The sequence below is a fragment of the Pseudomonas sp. NPDC088885 genome (genome assembly GCF_044750025.1).
Lineage (GTDB): Bacteria > Pseudomonadota > Gammaproteobacteria > Pseudomonadales > Pseudomonadaceae > Aquipseudomonas > Aquipseudomonas rustica.
Genome location: NZ_JBIVJB010000004.1, coordinates 22021 through 40472, shown reverse-complemented (window position 1 = coordinate 40472; position 18452 = coordinate 22021). Strand labels below are relative to the sequence as shown.

Genomic DNA, 18452 nt, shown 5'->3' with positions numbered 1-18452 from the left:
TCGTTTGCCAATACCGCGCCGAAGTATGGTGCCGAATGCCGAAACGGGCCATGTCGGTGACGAATCTGTAAACTGGCGCGATTCTTAGTCGCTCACACAAGGGATCACCCATGGCCAACCAAGACATCATCTTCACTCCCGATCCGGACGCGGACTCCATTTCCTCGGACGTGACCACGTTCAACGGGATCATGATGTCCACGCAGATTCCGACCCGTGCCGATGGCAGCCTGGAACTCGGCGATATCACCCTGCAAAGCGAATGCACCCTGCAAGCGCTGAAGGTTGCACTGGAACGTGCGGGCAGCTCGATGGATCGCGTCATGCACCTGACCATCTACCTCACCGACATGGCCGATCGCGCCGCGTTTAACGAAGTTTACAAACGCTACTTCGCCAAGCCATGGCCGGTACGTGCTGCGGTTGGCGTTGCGTCCCTGGCGGTCGAAGGCATGCGCGTAGAAGTCACCGCCATGGCCGCCAAGGCCTGATTTTCACCCCAGCCTTGCGCCGAACCAACTGACGCCTTCGCGGGCAAGCCCGCTCCCACAGGTTTCTATGTCGCCCACCTACTCGGCGACCACCGCCCAACCCTGTGGGAGCCAGCCTGCTGGCGAAGGTGTCTGGTCAGGCGACATCTTTATTGGATGCACCACCGCTTTCGCGAGCAGGCTCACTCCTACAGGTTTTTGTTTCGCCCACCTATTCGGCGACCACCGCCCAACCCTGTGGGAGCGGGCTTGCTCGCGAAGGCGTCAGGTCAGGCGACGGCTATGTTGGATGCACCATCGCTTTCGCGAGCAGGCTCACTCCCACAGGTTTCTATGTCGCCCACCTATTCGGCGACCACCGCTCCCACAGTGATCTGTGATGGATATAGAGCCCTGTAGGAGCTGCGGAACGCTGCGATCTTTTGATCTTGATCTGAAAAGGTCAAAAGATCGCAGCATGCCGTAGCTCCTGCAAGGGCCCGGTGCCATCGGGCAGCACGGGCGTGCCGGGCGCGCATTTCGGGGGTAGAATGCGCGCCTAACCGTGACAGCCTGACTAAAAAAACTATGTCCTTGCCCAAGCATCATCTGGAATTGCTCAGCCCTGCCCGCGATGTCGCCATCGCCCGTGAGGCGATCCTGCACGGCGCCGACGCCGTGTACATCGGCGGCCCGAGCTTCGGTGCGCGCCACAACGCCTGCAACGAAGTCGGCGAAATCGCCGAGCTGGTCGAATTCGCCCGCCGTTATCACGCGCGCATTTTCACCACGATCAACACCATCCTGCACGACAACGAACTGGAACCGGCGCGCAAGCTGATCCATCAGTTGTACGACGCCGGTGTCGACGCGCTGATCGTTCAGGATCTGGGTGTGCTGGAGCTGGACATTCCGCCGATCGAGCTGCACGCCTCGACCCAGACCGACATCCGCACCCTTGAGCGAGCGAAATTCCTCGATCAGGCCGGCTTCTCGCAATTGGTATTGGCCCGTGAGCTGAACCTGCAAGAAATCCGCGCAATCGCCGACGAAACCGACGCTGCCATCGAATTCTTCATCCATGGCGCCTTGTGCGTAGCCTTCTCCGGCCAATGCAACATCTCCCACGCGCAAACCGGGCGCAGCGCCAACCGTGGCGACTGCTCGCAAGCCTGCCGCTTGCCGTACACCCTCAAAGATGAAAAGGGTGGCGTGATCGCCTACGAAAAACACCTGCTGTCGATGAAAGACAACAACCAGAGCGCCAACATCCGCGCGCTGGTCGAAGCCGGCGTGCGTTCGTTCAAGATCGAAGGTCGCTACAAGGACATGGGCTATGTGAAGAACATCACCGCCTATTACCGCCAGCGCCTCGACGACGTGCTCGAAGACCGCCCGGATCTGGCCCGCGCTTCCAGCGGCCGCACCGCGCATTTCTTCCTGCCTGACCCGGAAAAAACCTTCCACCGTGGCAGCACCGATTACTTCGTAACCGATCGCAAGATCGACATCGGCGCCTTCGACTCGCCGACCTTCACCGGCCTGCCGGTGGGCACCGTCGAGAAAGTCGGCAAACGCGACATGCAGGTCATCACCCACGAGCCACTGTCCAACGGTGACGGTTTGAACGTGCTGGTGAAACGCGAAGTGGTCGGTTTCCGCGCCAACATCGCTGAAGCCAAAGGCGAGTTCGAAGAAGACGGCGAGAAGCGCTACCGCTATCGCGTCGAGCCGAACGAAATGCCCGAAGGCCTGTTCAAGCTGCGTCCGAATCACCCGCTCAACCGCAACCTCGACCACAACTGGCAACAGGCCCTGCAGAAGACTTCGTCCGAACGTCGCGTCGCCCTGAGCTGGGTCGCACGTCTGCGTGAAGAACAGCTGGAAGTCACCGCTACCAGCGAAGAAGGCATCAGCGCCAGCGTCACCCTCAACGGCCCGTTCGGCGTCGCCAACAAGCCTGAGCAAGCGCTGGAACAGTTGCGCGATCTGCTCGGTCAGCTCGGCACCACGCAGTACCACGCCACCGACATCAAGCTGGATGCGCCACAGGCCTTCTTCATCCCCAACTCGCAGCTTAAAGCCCTGCGCCGTGAAGTGATCGAGAACCTGACTGCCGCGCGCGTCGCCGCTCACCCGCGTGGCGGCCGTAAAGCCGAAACCACTCCGCCGCCGGTGTACCCGGATTCGCACCTGACCTTCCTCGCCAACGTCTACAACCAGAAGGCGCGCGACTTCTACCACCGCCACGGCGTGAAACTGATCGACGCGGCGTATGAAGCTCACGAAGAGCCGGGCGAAGTGCCGGTGATGATCACCAAGCACTGCCTGCGCTTCTCCTTCAACCTGTGCCCGAAACAGGCGAAAGGCGTGACCGGCGTGCGCACCAAAGTCGCGCCGATGCAGTTGATCCACGGCGATGAAGTGCTGACGCTGAAGTTCGATTGCAAGCCGTGCGAGATGCACATCATCGGCAAGATGAAGGGCCACATCCTCAACCTGCCGCAACCGGGCAGCGTGGTCGGCCACATCAGCCCCGAAGACCTGATGAAAACCATACCGCGCGCACCGCACTGAGTGGACGGCGTACGCGGTGCTTCGGCGCCGCGCACGCCTGTATCACCAAACCTGGCCAAATCGCAGGCATAAAAAAACGCCAACTTCTTGCGAAGTTGGCGTTTTTTCGAATATGGCAGGGGCGGCTGGATTCGAACCAACGCATGGCAGGATCAAAACCTGCTGCCTTACCGCTTGGCGACGCCCCTACTGCTCTTTCCAGCTACCTCGTTAGGTTCGCTGTGAGAACGGGGCGCAATTTACCAAGGTTTGTGAGGTTTGGGAAGCACGAAGTGAAATATTTTTTGTTTTAAAACAGAGACTTCCAAAACGCGCCTATTTCACCAGACGCTTTTCCTTTGAAGGCCGGTAACCAAAGAACGCGCTGTAGCACTTGCTGAAATGGCTCGGCGAGACAAAACCGCAGGCCACCAACACTTCAACCTGCGACAACTCGGTGTGCTGCAACAAACGCCGCGCTTCGGTAATCCGCAGTTCCAGGTAATAGCGCTGCGGTGTGGTGCCCAGTTGTTCCTTGAACAATCGCTCCAGTTGCCGACGCGAGCGCCCGGCGTACACCGCCAGTTGTTCCAGCTCCAGCGGCTCTTCCAGATTGGCGTCCATCAGCTTCACCACTTCACGCAGCGGCGCACTGACGCAGATGTTCTCGTCAGGCTTGATCCGCCGGTAACGCGATTCCTCAAACGCCAGAATGTCTTCGATGCCTTCAACCAGCGCTTTGCCGTGCAGGCTTTTGATCCAGTCCAGCGCCATGTGGAAAGCACCTGATGGACTCGACGCCGTGAGCCGATCGCGATCGATCACATACGGTTCGCTGCTGACGTGGGTGGCTTTGGCGATTTCGGTCAGTGCCGGGCGATGCTCCGGGTGGATCGCGCAACGATAGCCATCGAGCAAACCCGCGCGGCCGAGAAACCACGAACCATTCCACAAACCGGCGAGACTGACGCCCCGCTCCGCAGCCGCTTTGAGCAGGTGAATAAACTCGTCACTCGCGCGCAGCTCGGTGCGATAACCGCCGCACACCACCAGCAGATCCAGCTCTTCAAGCGCTGCCAAATCAAGACGTGCATCGGGCCGAATCACCAGCCCCAGATCACTGACCACTTCGCCGTCGCCCAAGCCGAACGTGCGCGAGGCAAACAGCCCCGGGCGCAGCAGATTGGTGGTCACCACCGTGTCCAGCGCCTGGGTAAACGCCGGCAGCGAAAAGTGTTCCAGCAGCAGAAAACCGGTACGGGTCAGGCGCGGGCTATCAGCGCTTTGCTCATTCAGATAGCGGAGGTTTTTCCCCTTCATGCCTCCGCTGAATTGGCGTCGTTCGATCAAGTTTTGTTCCATCGGTCATGTTGTTATGCGCCGATAGTTGGCTTGATCCGCCAAAGAGTCAATCACGCCTGTGGTTGATGGCTGGTTACGCAGTGAATCCCGCCGCCACCGGCCGCGATGGCATCGATGTTCAGCTGCACGATGTCGCGATCCGGGTACAGCGCGGACAGCAGATCGAAGGCCTTCTTGTCCGCCGCTTTGTCGCCGAATTCCGGGGCGATGATCGCGCCGTTGATCACGAAGTAGTTGATGTAGCCGGCAGCGAAGTCCGGGTTGTTTTTGCTGAACTTGCTTTTGCGCGGATTGAGTGGCGGCGAAATCGTGTGGATCTGCAATTTGCGGCCGTCAGCATCGGTGGCGTTCTTGAGGATTTCCAGGTGCGCCAGCGTGACTTTGTGATCGTAGGATTCAGGATCGGTGTCGAGGTTGGCGATCACCACACCGGGCTTGATGAAGCGCGCGTAGAAATCGACGTGAGCGTCGGTGATGTCCTTGCCCTTGATCCCCGGCAGCCAGATGATTTTGCGCAGGCCCAGACGCTCTTTCAGTTCCGCTTCGACGTCGGCCTTGCTCCAGTCCGGATTGCGATTGCGGTTGATCCAGCTGCTCTCGGTCATGATTCCGGTGCCGTGGCCATCGACTTCGATAGCACCGCCCTCGCCCGTCAACTCACTGCGGATATAGGTCGCTTGTGCGCCGTTGGACACGAGCGCGGCGATTTTCGCGTCTTTGCTGTGCTGCTGTTTATCGCCCCAACCGTTGAAGTTGAAATCCACCGCGCCCAATCCGCCCTCGTCGTCGATGACAAAGTTGGCGCCAATGTCGCGCATCCAGATGTCGTCCAGCGCCGTGGTGACGTAGGTGATGTTGCGGGTGCCACAAAATTCTTCGGCAATGCTGCGCTCGTTCTGGCGGCAGAACACTGTGACCGGCTCATATTTGGCGATGGCACGGGCGATGCGACCGAGGGCTTCCTGGACGTCTTCGGTGAAGTCTTCCCAGATCGCGTCCTGCGCGCCGAAAGCGATGTAGGCGCGTTCGTGCTTGTCGCCTTCGTCGGGCATGAACCAGCGCCCCTGAGCGGCCGCAAGCACCTTGCCCGGCGACAGACCGAAGCCCATGAACGCAGCGCCCACACCGGCGGCAACGGTGACTTGTTTGATGAACTCACGACGAGTCGACATGCAGTGTATTCCTGTAAAAACCAGGGCCGGCGAACGCGCCGGCCGTGGATCATTGGCCAGTGGCAGTTTTGAATTTAGTCCAGGTACGCATGCGTGCGCGCATGTCGGCCTGAGGGATGTCTTTGCCCGGGATCAAACGCGCGTAGGTCGCTTCGTCGAGGTAGATGTCCGGGTTGTCGCGCATACTTGCATCGACACTCGCCCGCGCCTTGGCGTTGGACGTCGGGTAACCAGTGAAATTGCTGATCGCCGCCATGTTCGCCGGGCGCATGACAAAGTTGATGAACGCGTAAGCGTATTCCGGGTGTCTGGCGTCGACCGGAATGGCCATAGTGTCCATCCACACCGTGGTGCCCTCGCGCGGCACACGGTACTGAAACTTCGTGTGCTTGCCGGCGCTGTCCGAGGTGCGCTGGGCTTGAGTCATGTCGCCGCTGTAACCCAGCGACAGGCACAGGTTGCCGTTGACCAGATCGGTCACCGGTTGCGACTGGAATTTGCGGATGTACGGACGCAGCTTCATCAACAATTCACTGGCTGCTGCCAGATCCTCGGCTTTGCCGCTGCGCGGATCGCGACCGAGGTAATTGAGCACCACCGCCAGCGCTTCGTCCGGCGAATCGATCATCGAAATTCCGCAGTCGGCAAACTTCGCCGCCAGCTCCGGTTTGAACAACATGTCGAGGCTGTTGACCGGCGCATCAGCCATGCGCTTTTTGATCTCTTCTTCGTTGTAGGTCAGGCCGATGGTGCCCCAGGTATACGGCACCGTAGCTTTGCTGGAGTGCTCGTAATGGCTGCGCAGTTTCTGCAAACCGGGCTCGATGTCGGCCAGTTCCGTCAGCTTCGATTGATCCAGCGGCATCAGGCTGCCGGCGCGCATCAAGCGCTCGGCAACGGTGTCACCGGGGAAGATCAGGTCGTACCCGCTGCCGCCGGAGAGCATCTTCGCTTCGAGGGTTTCGCTGCCGTCCATGACGTCGTAAATCACCTTGATCCCGGTTTCGGCGGTGAAGCGGCTCAGCGTGTCCTCGGCAAAATAATCCGCCCAGTTGTACAGCCGCAGGGTTTTGTCTTCGGCGTGTAGCGAAGGCATCACGCAGATCAGGGCCAGGCCCATCGCGCCGAGCAATCGTTTGTGGTGGGTAACCATGTCAAACCCCTTGAGTGTTCCAGCGTGCATGAAGGTGGCGACCGTCCTGACTCAGCAGCGGCCCATACATTTCCGGACGACGATCGCGGTAGATACCCCAACTCAAACGTTCTTCACGCATGGCCGCCAGATCGACGCTTTGCAGTAAAAAGCCAGTGCTGTCACGGTCGGCTGTGGCGAGTAACTGGCCCTTGTGATCGCTGATAAACGAGGAACCGTAGAAGCTCATTTGCAGGCTCGAATCGGTGGTCGCGGTTTCGCGCCCGACGCGGTTCGACGCCACCACTGGCAGCAGATTGGCAGCGGCGTGACCACGCATGGTCATCTGCCAATGGTCGCGGGAATCCAGCGCCGCGCAGCCCGGTTCCGAACCAATGGCGGTCGGATACAGCAGCACCTCAGCCCCCATCAACGCCAGACAACGCGCGGTTTCCGGGAACCACTGATCCCAGCAGATGCCGACACCGAGACGACCAAACGCGGTGTTCCAGACTTTGAAACCGGTGTCGCCGGGGCTGAAATATTCCTTCTCCTGATAGCCGATGGCGTTGGGGATGTGCGTCTTGCGATACACGCCCAACAAACGCCCGTCGGCATCGGCCACGCTCAACGAATTGAAGTAGGCGTTGCCGGCCTTCTCGAACCAGCTCAGCGGCAATACCACGCCCAACTCGCGAGCCAGTGCGGCGAAACGTGCGAGCACGCGGCTGTCGCGATACTCCTCGGCCAACGCCATGTGTTTATGGCTTTGTTCGATGCAGAAGTACGGCGTGGCGAACAGTTCCTGCAAGAGGATCACTTGCGCGCCCTGCTTCGCCGCATCACGGACGAGTTGCTCGGCACGATCAAGGTTGCCGGGTAAATCCCAGGTGCACGGCATCTGGGTGGTAGCAATGGTCAGCGTTGTCATGGTTTCAACCCTTCATCGGCCAGGCTGGCTGCTGCTGGGTGATGCAATGCACACCGCCGCCGCCGTGCGCCAGATGGTTGATCTGCACCGGCACCACTTCGCGCCCGGGGAAGGCTTTTTCCAGCACGTTCGCCGCGACGTTGTCCGCCTCGATGCCATAGGCCGGCATGATGATCGCGCCGTTGGCGATGTAGAAATTGGTGTAAGAGGCGCAGAACACTTCCGCTTCGGTGTCGACCGCGTCGGTGGCTTCGAACAGTTCGATCAGCTCGAACCGGCGTCCTTGCGCATCGGTGGCCAGCTCCAGCGCACGACGATTTTCCCGCGCCACTTCGGCGTACACCGACGATTGATCGTGCGTCGCATCGACCAACAACACACCGGGACGGGCGAAGGCGCAGACGCCGTCAACGTGGCCATCGGTCATGTCGCCGGTGACATAATCCGGATCGCCCGGCAGCCAGATGGTTTTCTTCACGCCGAGCAGGCGGCTGAAGATCTCTTCCATCTCGGCTTTGCTCATGCCCGGGTTGCGATTGGGGTTGAGCAGCACCGATTCGGTGGTGATCAGCGTGCCTTCGCCATCGACATGAATAGCCCCGCCCTCGTTGCTCAGCGGCGTACCGAAGCATTCCAGACCGAGGTGATTGAGCGCGCGGCGCGCCAGGCTTTCGTCCAGATCGTGCGCCGACTTGCCGCCCCAGGCGTTGAAGCGCCAGCTCACGCCAGCCAGGCCTTGCTGCGGGTGGCAGACAAACGTCGGGCCGGAGTCGCGGCACCAACTGTCATTCACCGCCAACGGGATCAGTTCGATGTTCGGCCCGCACAAGGCTTTGGCGCTGGCAATGGCCGATGGATCGACCACCAGTTTCACCGGCTCAAACCGAGCGATGGCATTGGCGACGCGAGCGAAATCTTCCTGCACCTGCGCCAGCGTCACGCGCCAACCGGATTCCCACAACGTCTGGTTGTGCGGCCAGACCATCCACGTCGCGGCATGGGTCACCCACTCTGCCGGCATCATCCAGGCGCTGTTTTTATTGTCGTTGTGCTGCATGATAAGCCTCGTTAGTTAAGCCACTGTGTTCAATGCGCTTATGCTACGGGCCGTAAAATCGGCAAACAAACGATGGATTTAGCAGACAACTGATTAGCGGAGCTTATCGATATGCTTAAACACTGGCCGCCGCTCAGCTCCCTGCGCGGCTTCGAAGCGGCCGCTCGACTGGGCAGTTTCCACAAGGCCGCTGAAGAATTGAGCCTGACGCAATCGGCGATCAGCCAGCAGATCCGCAGCCTTGAGGCGTATCTGGAGCAGCCGCTGTTTTTTCGCAGCGGACGCAGCGTGGCGCTGACCGATGCCGGCCACGATTTGCTCAGCACCACCCAGGCCATGCTGCAGCAATTGGCGGTGGGAATTCGCCGTTTGGGCCAGTATCAAAAGCCCAATCAACTGGTGCTCAACACCACGCCGGCGTTTGCCCGGCACTGGTTGTTGCCGCGCCTGGCGGATTTCCGCGCGCTGCACCCTGAGGTTGATCTGTGGATTTACAGCACCGACGAAGTGCCGGACATGGCCACGCAGACCATCGATCTGGCGGTGCGCGACGACATCAGTTCACAGGCTGAATGCAGTTTCAAAGTGCTGCACGCCGATCGCCTCTATCCGGCGTGTCATCCGAGCGTTTTGGCGCTGCCGCCGCCACAGCGCACGACGTTGCATGGCGAGCGGGAAATGGATTGGAGCCATTGGGCGGTCGAGGCCGGAATCGATGTCGGCCAGCAGGATCAGGGGCTGAACTTCTCCGATCCGGGATTGCTGCTGGACGCCGCGTGTTCGGGGCTTGGCATCGCACTGGTGAGCCAGTTGCTCAGCCGTCAGGCGCGGGCTGACGGCGTGTTGCAACCGCTGGTGGAAGGCACCATTCGTGGGCCGAACTGGGCGCTGTTGATTCACCGCGATAGCGAGAACGACCCGATGGCGAAAAGCTTTAGCGCGTGGCTATCGGTCAATTTGAACCCACATTCAGACGACCGAGAACACGCCGGCGCCTAATCGCCCCTCGAGACGACCACAGAGTACATAGTGCTGATAACCGCTGGAAAAGACACCGGTGGAAATCGCGAGCCTGACATCCTCGTTCAATTGAAGATACTGGGCTTCATCAAAGTTTTCGGCACTGACTTCACCGGCGCGCCCCAGTTGCTCGCTGTCCACGGTAAACCCTTGGCTGTTGCGATTTTCAAAATCAATGATGCGATTGACTGCATGTCGCTCCAGCACACTCTGATTGGGGTACATCGAGTAGATGTGCAAGCCTTTTTTCGCACAGCGGTTGCACATATCGACGCAATTCTTCTCCGTCGATTTGCGCCGTGTGAGCTCATCAAGCGGCATGTCGAGGTACTTGCCGACCTGATATTCGGTCTGATTGAAAATTGTGCAGCACAGCACGGTAGTGCCATTGCAATCGATCACCAGCCAGTCATCTTTGAGCGTGCAAGCTTGTTGCGGAAATTGCTGGACAACGTTGATCAGATCGTCGTACGGCGGCAACGCGAGACGTTCCAGGGTTTCATAATCGGTTCGCGTGACGGACGGATCGCGCTCGACGATAGCCAGCGTCTTCTCCAGCGGCATCATCACCGAATAACCGGTCGAGAAATCAAAACCCAACGCCTCACTGAACTCGCGCATCAGTGACTCTTCTTCGATGTTATCCAGATAGCGATGATAGTAAACGTCGATGCGGGTGCTTAAACCCAGGCGCTGCTTGATCTCAGACAGAGCAATCATGTTCTGTTTGACCACTTCGATATCACCGCCTACATGACCCTTTTTGTAGGTGTCCTGGTAGAAGCCTGACAGCGATATACGGAAGTAACCTGGCTCGGCCGACAAGGCTTTTTCCATGTTTTTGGCCAGATTCAAATTGGTACTGATGCCACTCTCCAGCCCGGCAGCGTTGATGACCTCAATAAACTCGCCAATTTTTGGATGAACCAAAGGCTCAGTCCAGTTGTAGAGAAAAATAGCGCCAACGCCCTCGACCTTGGCCTTCTCGACAATCTGTTTGAACATGTCGAGCTGCATGGCTTTTTTGAAATTGAGATTTTCCGAGTTGCCCATCGGGCATGAAGGGCAGCTCAAATTGCAGGCGCCGACGATATCGATGTACATATTCATTATGAGTGTTGCTCCATGAGTCGAAAGCTGTGCATCTCATCACTGCACACTTTCGATTCGCCGGTTGTGTTGGTTTTTTGACGACATTGACAACCTCACCTGCAAATACCGCACCAAGTGTCTCAGGCCATTAAACTCACCACCCAGTCGATGAACACGCGCAACTTGAGACTGATATGCCGGTTCGGCGGATAAGCCACATAGAGCGGCATGGGTTCGAGCTGCCAGTCTTCGAACAGGCGTACGAGTTCACCTTTAGCGACGTGGGCATCGGACATATAAGTCGGCAACCACAACACACCCATTCCGGCGAGACCGGCAGCCAGATAGGCATTGCCGTCATCGACCGCCAGCACATGCCGACCCTTGATTTGTAGCTTTTCACTGGCGTTGTGCAAGGCATACGGCACCGGTTTGCCGGTACGCGCCCACAGAAAACCAACTACGCGATGATGGGAATCCTCCAGATCGCGCGGGTGTTCGGGGATACCCTCCCGGGCAAGATAGGCCGGCGCCGCAAATACGCCCAACGGCAGATCGGCGACCTTACGCGCCATCAATGACTGATCGAGCAACTCGCCGCCACGCACCACGCAATCCACGTTTTCATCAATGATGTCGACGATCCTGTCGCTGACGCCCATGTGGATTTGAATGTCAGGATACTGCCGATGAAAGTCTGGCAGCGCAGGCATCAGAATGTGCCGGGCGAATGGGCTCGGGACGTCGACGCGCAAGCGGCCTGAGGGCACCACCGATACGCCAGGCAGATTACTTTCAGCGTCTTCCATATCCGCCAACAGCCTGACGACTTTTTCGTAATACGCAGCGCCATCTGCCGTAACATTGACCTTGCGTGTGGTGCGATTGAGCAGCTTCACCCGCAACCGCGCTTCCAATTGCTGCACCAGTTGCGTCACGGTGGTCTTGCTCATGTGCAGGGTTTCGGCGGCTTTGGTGAAACTCCCCGCCTCGACCACTCGGGCAAACGCCTGCATTGCGTCAAATCGATCCAAGGTTCGCGCCTCGATTGTTTGGGATTCACAAACAGTGAACGCCAAGCTTGCGCGTTTATCGCCCGCCTGCAAATACCTACAGTGGCTTCATCAACTCACCGATGGAGACACCCCATGACTCAGCGCGATGTCGTATTCCCAGCCACTCGCCGTACCCTTTATGAGCGCAATCGCTACTCGCCAGCGATTCGCTCCAACGGTTTTCTATTTATATCGGGGCAAGTCGGCAGCACCGAAGACGGTACGCCGGAGCCGGATCTGCAGAACCAGGTACGGCAAGCCTTTATCAATCTGAATGCGATCCTCAGCGAGGCCGGTTGCAGCTTCGAAGATGTGGTCGACGTGACGATTTTCATCGTCGATCCGCACAGCAAATTCGAGACGATCTGGAATGTTGTGCTCACCGAATTCTGGGGCGATGCGCCGCATCCGACAGTCACCGCAGTGGGTGTGACGTGGCTGTATGGCTTTGACTTTGAGATCAAGGTGATTGCCAAACAGCCGTAAGCTGCTGGCCTTCATACCACTTTGTTGCGCCCACTCTGCTTGGCGATGTAAAGCCTTTCATCAGCAAGTTTCAACACGCTTGGGGATGTCGCAATGTCTGCATCGCGGCACGCCACACCGATGGACATCGTCAACTTGCCCACCTGCGGCACCTCGGTTTCTTCGAGGTGCGCGCGGACTCTTTCGGCAATCATCCGCGCGGTATCCAGCGGGGTATCCGGAAGAATCAGTGCGAACTCCTCACCACCGGAGCGGCACGCCCAGTCACCCGAGCGCAAGTTCTGTTTGAGGATGTCGGCAACGCTTCGCAGGGCCACGTCGCCGGCGTCATGTCCAAAGGTGTCGTTGACGCGTTTGAAATGATCGATATCCAGTGCCAGCACGGAATACCCCTGCCCGGACTGATCCAGCAGGTTCAGCGCAGCGTCCATGGCGCGACGATTGGCCAGGCCTGTGAGGGGATCACTTTGCGCTTCATGACTGAGCTGACCGAGTTTCTGATGGAGCAATTGCACCCCGGCCAGCATCGCCTGACGGATTGCTGCGGCGTCGCGGTACCAGGCATGCACCCGGTTCAAGCGCTCCGTGGTGTCAGGCGCGGCCAATTGGTCGGCGGCCGCCGACAATTGCCGCAAGGGTCGGGCGATCAGCGCTGTTCCAGCGAGGATTAGGGCCAGCCCGAGCAAACCCGCCGGTATCATCCCCACAACCATATCGCGCATCAGCTGAGCCAACGGCGCCAGACTGCGCTCGCGAGGTTGCTGAACCACCACAGCCCAATTGGCTTCCGGCACACGGGCGTAGCCGGCCAGCATCGGCACACCGCGGTAGTTGTCGCCTTGCAAGGTGCCGCTTTCACCACGCAACGCGGCATCCACCGTCAGGCTCCAGCCCAGCACTTCGCCGATCCGCTTCGAGTCAGGGTGATACAACAGCCGCCGATTACCGTCAGCGACGAAAGCGAAGGTGCCGTCGTGATGGAAATGACGACTGATCACCGTGTGAAACGCACTTTGCTCAAGCAAGTAAACAGACCCGCCCACCACACCGAGAAATACACCTGACGGGCTGAAAACCGGTTGCGAAACAAACACCACCAGATTGCCCGCCGAGGATACGTACACCTCGCTGACCAAGGGCCGGCGCTCTTTGAGGGCTTGCTGGATGCCCTGCGATTGCAGCGTGGCGCCGACGATCTGCAAGCTGTCCGGATATGCCTGAAGCACTTGCCCGTTCGCATCGAGAATCGTCACCGAGTTGAAATCGGTGTCCTGCGCCTGCAAGCGCATGGCTTCTTTGCGCAATGCCCCAGGCTCATCCCAGTGATCGCCCAGCACCGTCGCGCTGTAACTCAAATGATTGTGGGCCGCGCCGAGAAACTCGCCGATGCTCGAAGCTACTTTCGCCGCATACGCGCCATTGGCTTCCAGCGTCGCGTGAATCAATGCGTCACGCTGTACGCGATAGGCGACATAGAGGCTGTTGCACAGCGTCGCGACGACCGACAGCAGGACAAAAAGCAGTATCAGTCCGCGCAGGTCGATTGGCAGCGGTCTGGAAAGCTTCATTCCGCCACCCACTACGTGGATATCAACTTTGGGGCATTGAGCGATGTGGGTAACAGTAGATCCATGAACAAGACTTTTGCTGAGGGGAGCGAAACAGGAAACCGTCGCTGCCACGTTGGGAATGTCATGGAGGATAGGCAGAGACCTTGCCTTTGTCACAGCCCGGAATAGTGCGGTAACAGTTTCTCGGGGGTGAGTAATAAACAAACCCTGTGGTGAGGGGATTTATCCCCTCACCACAGGGAGTAGCGTTTATCGTCCATAAATATTCCGACACACCCATTCGTTTGCCATTTCCTAGGTCGTCTGTTTGCATGCTGTACGGAATCAGCACTTGGATCATGGAGACGATCGATGAATATTTTGGTGGTGGGTGCGAGTAAAGGTTTAGGCAGAGCTTTTATAGAGGGGTTGGGCAACGCGGGAGACACGTTGATCGGCGTTTCCCGCTCGCGCCCAGACGGTTTGCCAGCGGATGCCGAGCGATCTGTAAGCTGGGTAGAAGCCGATCTGATGAACCCGGCCAGGGCTGCGCAAGAGATTGAAAAAGCGGTAAAGGCCGACGGGCTGGATACGCTGATTTACAACCTCGGCATCTGGGAAGAGTTCGCCTTCGACAGCGCGTACGACTTTGTCGAAAGCGCAGACGACGAAGTGCAGGCCATCGTCAACTGCAACATCACCTCAACCATTTTGCTGATCAAACGTCTGCTGCCCCTTCTGCTAAAAAGTCCCCATCCCAGAATCATCCTCACCGGTTCGACCTCGGGTCTGCCACAGAGCGGGCGTCCGGAAGTCGCTTTCGGCGCATCCAAATTCGCCCTGCGCGGGATCGCCGAGACCCTGCGCGAAGGCTACAGAGAGCAGCGTCTGGCAGTGACCTGCCTGAATCTCGGCTATCTGAATACCGAAGATCTACTGAGCACACCGATTAACGTCGCGGCGCAGCGTGGTGAGGGACATTTGATTCCCGTACACGATGTCGTCGAGGTGGTGCGCATGATCCTTGGTTTGTCTCCGGCCAGCTACGTCAGGGAACTGACCTTGCCGGCGATCCTCGACGAACGTTTCTGAGCGCATCCCCCCGATGGCGCTGGCCTTCGCGCGCGTGAGTACGTATAACCTCGCCGATTCGTCTACCCTCACGTAGCGCCCTCTTTCAGCTCTTCACATCTTTTTGCCGCTCATGAAACGGAGATTTCCATGCTCAAACGAACCCTGGCATTGACCGCCGGCCTGGCCCTGTCCCTTTCTACCTTGATGGCTCAAGCCGCAGACGTTTTGCGCGTCAGCGCGATTCCCGATGAAGCGCCGACTGAACTGCTGCGCAAGTTCGAACCGCTGGGGGCTTATCTGGAGCAGCAAATTGGCATGAAAGTGCAGTTTGTGCCGGTGGCCGATTACCCGGCTGTGGTTGAAGCACTCGCTACCGATCGCCTCGATATGGCCTGGCTGGGCGGTTTCACCTTCGTTCAGGCACGTCTGAAGACCGATGCCACCACGCCGGTGATCCCGTTGGTGCAGCGTGAACAGGATGCGCAGTTCACCAGTAAATTCATCACCGCTGACCCGAACGTGCACAGCCTCGCCGACCTGAAAGGCAAGACCTTCGCCTTCGGTTCGGTGTCGTCGACCTCCGGCAGCCTGATGCCGCGTTATTTCATGCTGAAAAACGACGGCATCAAGCCGGAAGCGTATTTCAGCCGCGTTGCCTACTCCGGCGCTCACGACGCCACCGTGGCCTGGGTACAGGCCGGCAAGGTTGACGCCGGTGTGTTGAACGCCAGCGTCTGGCAAAAACTGGTAGACGCCGGCAAGGTCGACACCAACAAGGTGAAAGTCTTCGCCACCACCCCGACCTACTTCGATTACAACTGGACCGTGCGCGGCACCCTTGATCCAGCACTCGCGGCGAAGATCAAAAAAGCCTTCCTTGATCTCGACCCGGCCAATCCTGAGCAGAAGAAGATTCTGGATCTGCAAGCCGCCAGCCGCTTCATCGACACCAAGCCTGAAAACTACAAGGGCATCGAGGAAGCCGCCCGCGCCGCCGAACTGCTGAAATGACCTTAAGCCTCAAACAGGGCAGCCTGCGCCACGCCAATGGAGTCGATGCCCTGCGCGGTATCGATTTGCAGATTGGCGTTGGCGAACAGGTTGCGATCATCGGCCCGTCCGGGGCTGGCAAGTCGAGTCTGCTTAATCTGCTGGCCACCGCACTGCGGCCCAGCAGCGGTGAAATCGAAGTACTTGGCGAGCGCGCCTGGCACTTGTCTGCCCGCCTGCGTCAACGCCTGCGTGCACGCATCGGCCTGGTGCATCAGGCACCGCCGCTGCCGCCGCGTCAACGCGTGGTCACGGCGGTACTGGCCGGCAAGCTCGGTCAGTGGAGTCTGGGCAAAAGTCTGTTGAACCTGCTGCATCCGCTGGATGTAGCGGGCGCGCGCGCAGCATTGGCGCGGCTGGATCTGGGCGACAAGCTGTTTGCCCATTGCCAACAATTGTCTGGCGGTCAGTTGCAGCGCGTCGGCATTGCTCGTGTGCTGTATCAAGCGCCAGAGATTTTGCTGGCCGATGAACCGGTGTCGGCGATGGATCCGGTGATGGCCGGGCATACCCTGTCGATCCTTTCGCGCCATTCCCGCGAGCACAACGTGACATTGATCGCGAGCCTGCATGCGGTCGATCTGGCGTTATCGCATTTCCCTCGGATCATCGGTTTGCGCGAAGGGCAGATTCTGTTCGACAGCCCGTCCGATCAAGTCAGCCCGGACATGCTCGACGCGCTGTACGCCAACGAAAAGCTGCAATCGCCGACCGCTGTGGCCGTGCCTTTGACTGTGCAGATTCCACGATGCTGAAAGCCGATTCACGCGATCCCGCTGCATGGCCACGGTTGCTACTGAGCTTACTGGCCATTGCTTTGTTGTGGCCGGGGATTCAACTCAGCGAGCTGGATCTGAGTGTGCTGTTGCCCGGCAGCCAGAATGAAATGGGCCAGTTTGTCGCGCAATTCTGGCCGCCGGCGCACGACGAAGCCTTTCTGCAAATTCTGCTTAAAGCCACCCTGCAAACCCTGGCCATTGCCACTGCCGGTATGGCTTTGGCGTTGCTGCTGGCGGTACCTGCCGGTTTGATTGCCAGTCGCGCCCTGTCACTGTCCGCCGCCTCTCGCGGTGGCGTGCCGAGTCGTTTGGGACGTTTGCTGCGCTGGCCGGTTCGCGGGCTGCTGATTTTCCTGCGCAGCGTGCCGGAGATTGTCTGGGCACTGCTGTTCGTGCGTGCGGTCGGCCTCGGCCCGGCAGCGGGCGTGCTGGCGATTGCCATTACCTACAGCGGCATGCTCGGCAAGGTCTACGCGGAGATTTTCGAATCCACCGACCAACGCCCGGCGCATGCGTTGTTGCAGGCTGGCAGCGGCCGACTGGCGGCTTTCGCTTACGGCACGCTGCCCAATGTCGGCGCGGAATTGCTCTCGTACACCGTGTATCGCTGGGAATGCGCGATTCGTGCCTCGGTGGTGATGGGGTTTGTCGGCGCGGGGGGCCTGGGTCAGCAAATAGACCTGTCGATCCGCATGTTCGCTGGCGGTGAAGTCGCCAGCATGTTGCTGACGTTCCTGCTGCTGGTGCTGGCCGCCGATCAACTCAGCCGCTTGCTGCGCTGGAGGCTGGCATGAATCGCCTGATCAATTTGCTGCTGATCGCCGCTATCGGGGTTGCCGTGATTGCGTCCTTCGCCTATCTGGGTCTGGATCTCGGTGAACTGGGCAGCGCCACCAGCCTGAAGCAAATGGGCGCTTACGTGCAGCGTTTTCTCAGCCCGGATTTGAGCGCTGACTACCTGAAAGCAATCTTTCACGGCTCAATGGAAACGCTGGCCATGTCCGCTGTCGGCACGCTATTGGCGGCAGTTGTTGGCATTGTTCTCGCGCTGCCGGCCGCGGGACGTTTCGGCTGGCCGCTGCAAAGTGTTGCGCGCCTGCTGCTGAATGCCTTGCGGGCGATTCCGGAACTGGTCTGGGCGGCGCTGATGGTGCTCGCTGCCGGCCTTGGCCCGAATGCCGGCGCCCTCGCCCTCGCCTTACACACCACGGGAGTACTCGGCCGGTTGTTCGCCGAAGCGCTGGAAAACACGCCGCCGCAACCGGCCGAGGCCATCCGTTTGCAGGGCGGCAATCCGATCCTCGCCTTCTGCTACGGCACCCTGCCCAATCTGGCGCCGCAACTGCTCGCCTACATCCTCTATCGCTGGGAAAACAACATTCGCATGGCCAGCGTGCTGGGTTTTGTCGGTGCTGGCGGCCTGGGCCAGATGCTCTACGTGAGCCTCAGCCTGTTTCAGGAAGCGCAGGCCAGCACGGTGATTCTGGCGATGCTGGTGCTGGTGTTCATGGTGGACTGGTTGAGTGCCTGGAGTCGCCAGCGCTGGGTCAAAGCATAAGTGCCGATGCTGGCGAGTGGATATCTGCCAGAAGCTGATTATGCTTCAGGAAAGCGTGCACACCTGCCCGACGGCAAACTGTGCACGCTTTACGCATCAGCGCTTCAG

17 protein-coding genes and 1 tRNA gene are annotated in these 18452 nt (G+C 59.2%); 9 read left to right on the top strand and 9 right to left on the bottom strand.

Going from position 1 to position 18452, the window contains the following annotated elements; all coding sequences use genetic code 11:
- Positions 1-110: 110 nt before the first annotated feature.
- Together ACIP1X_RS04685 and ACIP1X_RS04680 are read left to right on the top strand one after the other, a co-directional pair.
- Positions 111-491, top strand: a complete 381-nt coding sequence (locus tag ACIP1X_RS04685; RefSeq protein ID WP_053120702.1) for a RidA family protein — start codon at positions 111-113, stop codon at positions 489-491.
- A 567-nt stretch (positions 492-1058) separates the two neighbouring features.
- Entirely contained in the window at positions 1059-3047 is a 1989-nt protein-coding gene (locus ACIP1X_RS04680) for a U32 family peptidase (protein ID WP_400749774.1), read from the top strand.
- Between the two features lie 113 nt (positions 3048-3160).
- Here ACIP1X_RS04680 and ACIP1X_RS04675 read toward each other — a convergent pair.
- The 6 genes from ACIP1X_RS04675 to ACIP1X_RS04650 form a co-directional block, all read right to left on the bottom strand.
- Positions 3161-3235, bottom strand: a tRNA-Gln gene (locus ACIP1X_RS04675).
- Between the two features lie 127 nt (positions 3236-3362).
- A complete protein-coding gene (locus tag ACIP1X_RS04670) occupies positions 3363-4388 on the bottom strand; it encodes a GlxA family transcriptional regulator (protein WP_053120706.1) in 1026 nt (341 codons plus the stop codon).
- Positions 4389-4438: 50 nt separating this feature from the next.
- Positions 4439-5560 (bottom strand): agmatine/peptidylarginine deiminase, encoded by a 1122-nt coding sequence (locus ACIP1X_RS04665; RefSeq protein WP_400749771.1) that lies wholly within the window; start codon positions 5558-5560, stop codon positions 4439-4441.
- Between the two features lie 49 nt (positions 5561-5609).
- The gene (locus ACIP1X_RS04660) at positions 5610-6713 is read right to left on the bottom strand and encodes an extracellular solute-binding protein (RefSeq protein WP_400749768.1); all 1104 of its coding nucleotides are present in this window, start codon (positions 6711-6713) and stop codon (positions 5610-5612) included.
- 1 nt (position 6714) lies between these two features.
- On the bottom strand, positions 6715-7623 hold the full coding sequence (gene aguB / locus ACIP1X_RS04655; protein ID WP_400749765.1) for an N-carbamoylputrescine amidase: 909 nt from the start codon (positions 7621-7623) through the stop codon (positions 6715-6717).
- Between the two features lie 4 nt (positions 7624-7627).
- On the bottom strand, positions 7628-8680 hold the full coding sequence (locus ACIP1X_RS04650) for an agmatine/peptidylarginine deiminase (RefSeq protein ID WP_400749762.1): 1053 nt from the start codon (positions 8678-8680) through the stop codon (positions 7628-7630).
- Positions 8681-8791: 111 nt separating this feature from the next.
- Here ACIP1X_RS04650 and ACIP1X_RS04645 point away from each other — a divergent pair, with 111 nt between their 5' ends.
- Positions 8792-9679, top strand: a complete 888-nt coding sequence (locus tag ACIP1X_RS04645) for a LysR substrate-binding domain-containing protein (protein WP_400749761.1) — start codon at positions 8792-8794, stop codon at positions 9677-9679.
- On the opposite strand, the gene ACIP1X_RS04640 is transcribed toward ACIP1X_RS04645, so the two are convergent.
- Both ACIP1X_RS04640 and ACIP1X_RS04635 read right to left on the bottom strand, forming a co-directional pair.
- Positions 9650-10810, bottom strand: coding sequence for a radical SAM/SPASM domain-containing protein (locus ACIP1X_RS04640; RefSeq protein ID WP_400749758.1), 1161 nt, complete (start codon positions 10808-10810; stop codon positions 9650-9652). The genes ACIP1X_RS04645 and ACIP1X_RS04640 overlap by 30 nt on opposite strands.
- A 122-nt stretch (positions 10811-10932) precedes the next feature.
- A complete protein-coding gene (locus ACIP1X_RS04635; protein ID WP_212550668.1) occupies positions 10933-11826 on the bottom strand; it encodes a LysR family transcriptional regulator in 894 nt (297 codons plus the stop codon).
- Between the two features lie 114 nt (positions 11827-11940).
- Here ACIP1X_RS04635 and ACIP1X_RS04630 point away from each other — a divergent pair, with 114 nt between their 5' ends.
- On the top strand, positions 11941-12333 hold the full coding sequence (locus ACIP1X_RS04630; protein ID WP_400749755.1) for a RidA family protein: 393 nt from the start codon (positions 11941-11943) through the stop codon (positions 12331-12333).
- Positions 12334-12344: 11 nt separating this feature from the next.
- Here the strand turns inward: ACIP1X_RS04630 and ACIP1X_RS04625 are convergent, their stop codons facing one another.
- Positions 12345-13901, bottom strand: coding sequence for a diguanylate cyclase (locus ACIP1X_RS04625; RefSeq protein ID WP_400749753.1), 1557 nt, complete (start codon positions 13899-13901; stop codon positions 12345-12347).
- Positions 13902-14255: 354 nt separating this feature from the next.
- On the opposite strand from ACIP1X_RS04625, the gene ACIP1X_RS04620 reads away from it, so the two are divergent.
- From ACIP1X_RS04620 to phnE, 5 genes are all read left to right on the top strand, one after another.
- Positions 14256-14975 carry an SDR family oxidoreductase gene (locus tag ACIP1X_RS04620; RefSeq protein WP_400749751.1) on the top strand — a complete coding sequence of 240 codons (720 nt, stop codon included), beginning with the start codon at positions 14256-14258 and terminating at the stop codon, positions 14973-14975.
- A gap of 129 nt (positions 14976-15104) precedes the next feature.
- Positions 15105-15968: a putative selenate ABC transporter substrate-binding protein gene (locus ACIP1X_RS04615; protein ID WP_053120727.1), complete on the top strand. Its 864-nt coding sequence runs from the start codon at positions 15105-15107 to the stop codon at positions 15966-15968.
- The gene (locus ACIP1X_RS04610; RefSeq protein ID WP_400749749.1) at positions 15965-16762 is read left to right on the top strand and encodes a phosphonate ABC transporter ATP-binding protein; all 798 of its coding nucleotides are present in this window, start codon (positions 15965-15967) and stop codon (positions 16760-16762) included. Before ACIP1X_RS04615 ends, ACIP1X_RS04610 begins: the two co-directional genes overlap by 4 nt.
- Positions 16756-17580 carry an ABC transporter permease gene (locus tag ACIP1X_RS04605; RefSeq protein ID WP_053120731.1) on the top strand — a complete coding sequence of 275 codons (825 nt, stop codon included), beginning with the start codon at positions 16756-16758 and terminating at the stop codon, positions 17578-17580. The genes ACIP1X_RS04610 and ACIP1X_RS04605 overlap by 7 nt, the downstream gene beginning before the upstream one ends.
- On the top strand, positions 17577-18344 hold the full coding sequence (gene phnE / locus ACIP1X_RS04600) for a phosphonate ABC transporter, permease protein PhnE (RefSeq protein WP_282358176.1): 768 nt from the start codon (positions 17577-17579) through the stop codon (positions 18342-18344). The genes ACIP1X_RS04605 and phnE overlap by 4 nt, the downstream gene beginning before the upstream one ends.
- The last annotated feature ends 108 nt before the right edge of the window (positions 18345-18452 follow it).

Excerpts from the sequence above, each read along its gene's own strand:
- ACIP1X_RS04685 (WP_053120702.1), top strand. The coding sequence starts at position 111 with ATGGCCAACCAAGACATCATCTTCACTCCCGATCCGGACGCGGACTCC.
- ACIP1X_RS04680 (WP_400749774.1), top strand. The coding sequence starts at position 1,059 with ATGTCCTTGCCCAAGCATCATCTGGAATTGCTCAGCCCTGCCCGCGAT.
- ACIP1X_RS04670 (WP_053120706.1), bottom strand. The coding sequence starts at position 4,388 with ATGGAACAAAACTTGATCGAACGACGCCAATTCAGCGGAGGCATGAAG.
- ACIP1X_RS04665 (WP_400749771.1), bottom strand. The coding sequence starts at position 5,560 with ATGTCGACTCGTCGTGAGTTCATCAAACAAGTCACCGTTGCCGCCGGT.
- ACIP1X_RS04660 (WP_400749768.1), bottom strand. The coding sequence starts at position 6,713 with ATGGTTACCCACCACAAACGATTGCTCGGCGCGATGGGCCTGGCCCTG.
- aguB (WP_400749765.1), bottom strand. The coding sequence starts at position 7,623 with ATGACAACGCTGACCATTGCTACCACCCAGATGCCGTGCACCTGGGAT.
- ACIP1X_RS04650 (WP_400749762.1), bottom strand. The coding sequence starts at position 8,680 with ATGCAGCACAACGACAATAAAAACAGCGCCTGGATGATGCCGGCAGAG.
- ACIP1X_RS04645 (WP_400749761.1), top strand. The coding sequence starts at position 8,792 with ATGCTTAAACACTGGCCGCCGCTCAGCTCCCTGCGCGGCTTCGAAGCG.
- ACIP1X_RS04640 (WP_400749758.1), bottom strand. The coding sequence starts at position 10,810 with ATGAATATGTACATCGATATCGTCGGCGCCTGCAATTTGAGCTGCCCT.
- ACIP1X_RS04630 (WP_400749755.1), top strand. The coding sequence starts at position 11,941 with ATGACTCAGCGCGATGTCGTATTCCCAGCCACTCGCCGTACCCTTTAT.
- ACIP1X_RS04625 (WP_400749753.1), bottom strand. The coding sequence starts at position 13,901 with ATGAAGCTTTCCAGACCGCTGCCAATCGACCTGCGCGGACTGATACTG.
- ACIP1X_RS04620 (WP_400749751.1), top strand. The coding sequence starts at position 14,256 with ATGAATATTTTGGTGGTGGGTGCGAGTAAAGGTTTAGGCAGAGCTTTT.
- ACIP1X_RS04615 (WP_053120727.1), top strand. The coding sequence starts at position 15,105 with ATGCTCAAACGAACCCTGGCATTGACCGCCGGCCTGGCCCTGTCCCTT.
- ACIP1X_RS04610 (WP_400749749.1), top strand. The coding sequence starts at position 15,965 with ATGACCTTAAGCCTCAAACAGGGCAGCCTGCGCCACGCCAATGGAGTC.
- ACIP1X_RS04605 (WP_053120731.1), top strand. The coding sequence starts at position 16,756 with ATGCTGAAAGCCGATTCACGCGATCCCGCTGCATGGCCACGGTTGCTA.
- phnE (WP_282358176.1), top strand. The coding sequence starts at position 17,577 with ATGAATCGCCTGATCAATTTGCTGCTGATCGCCGCTATCGGGGTTGCC.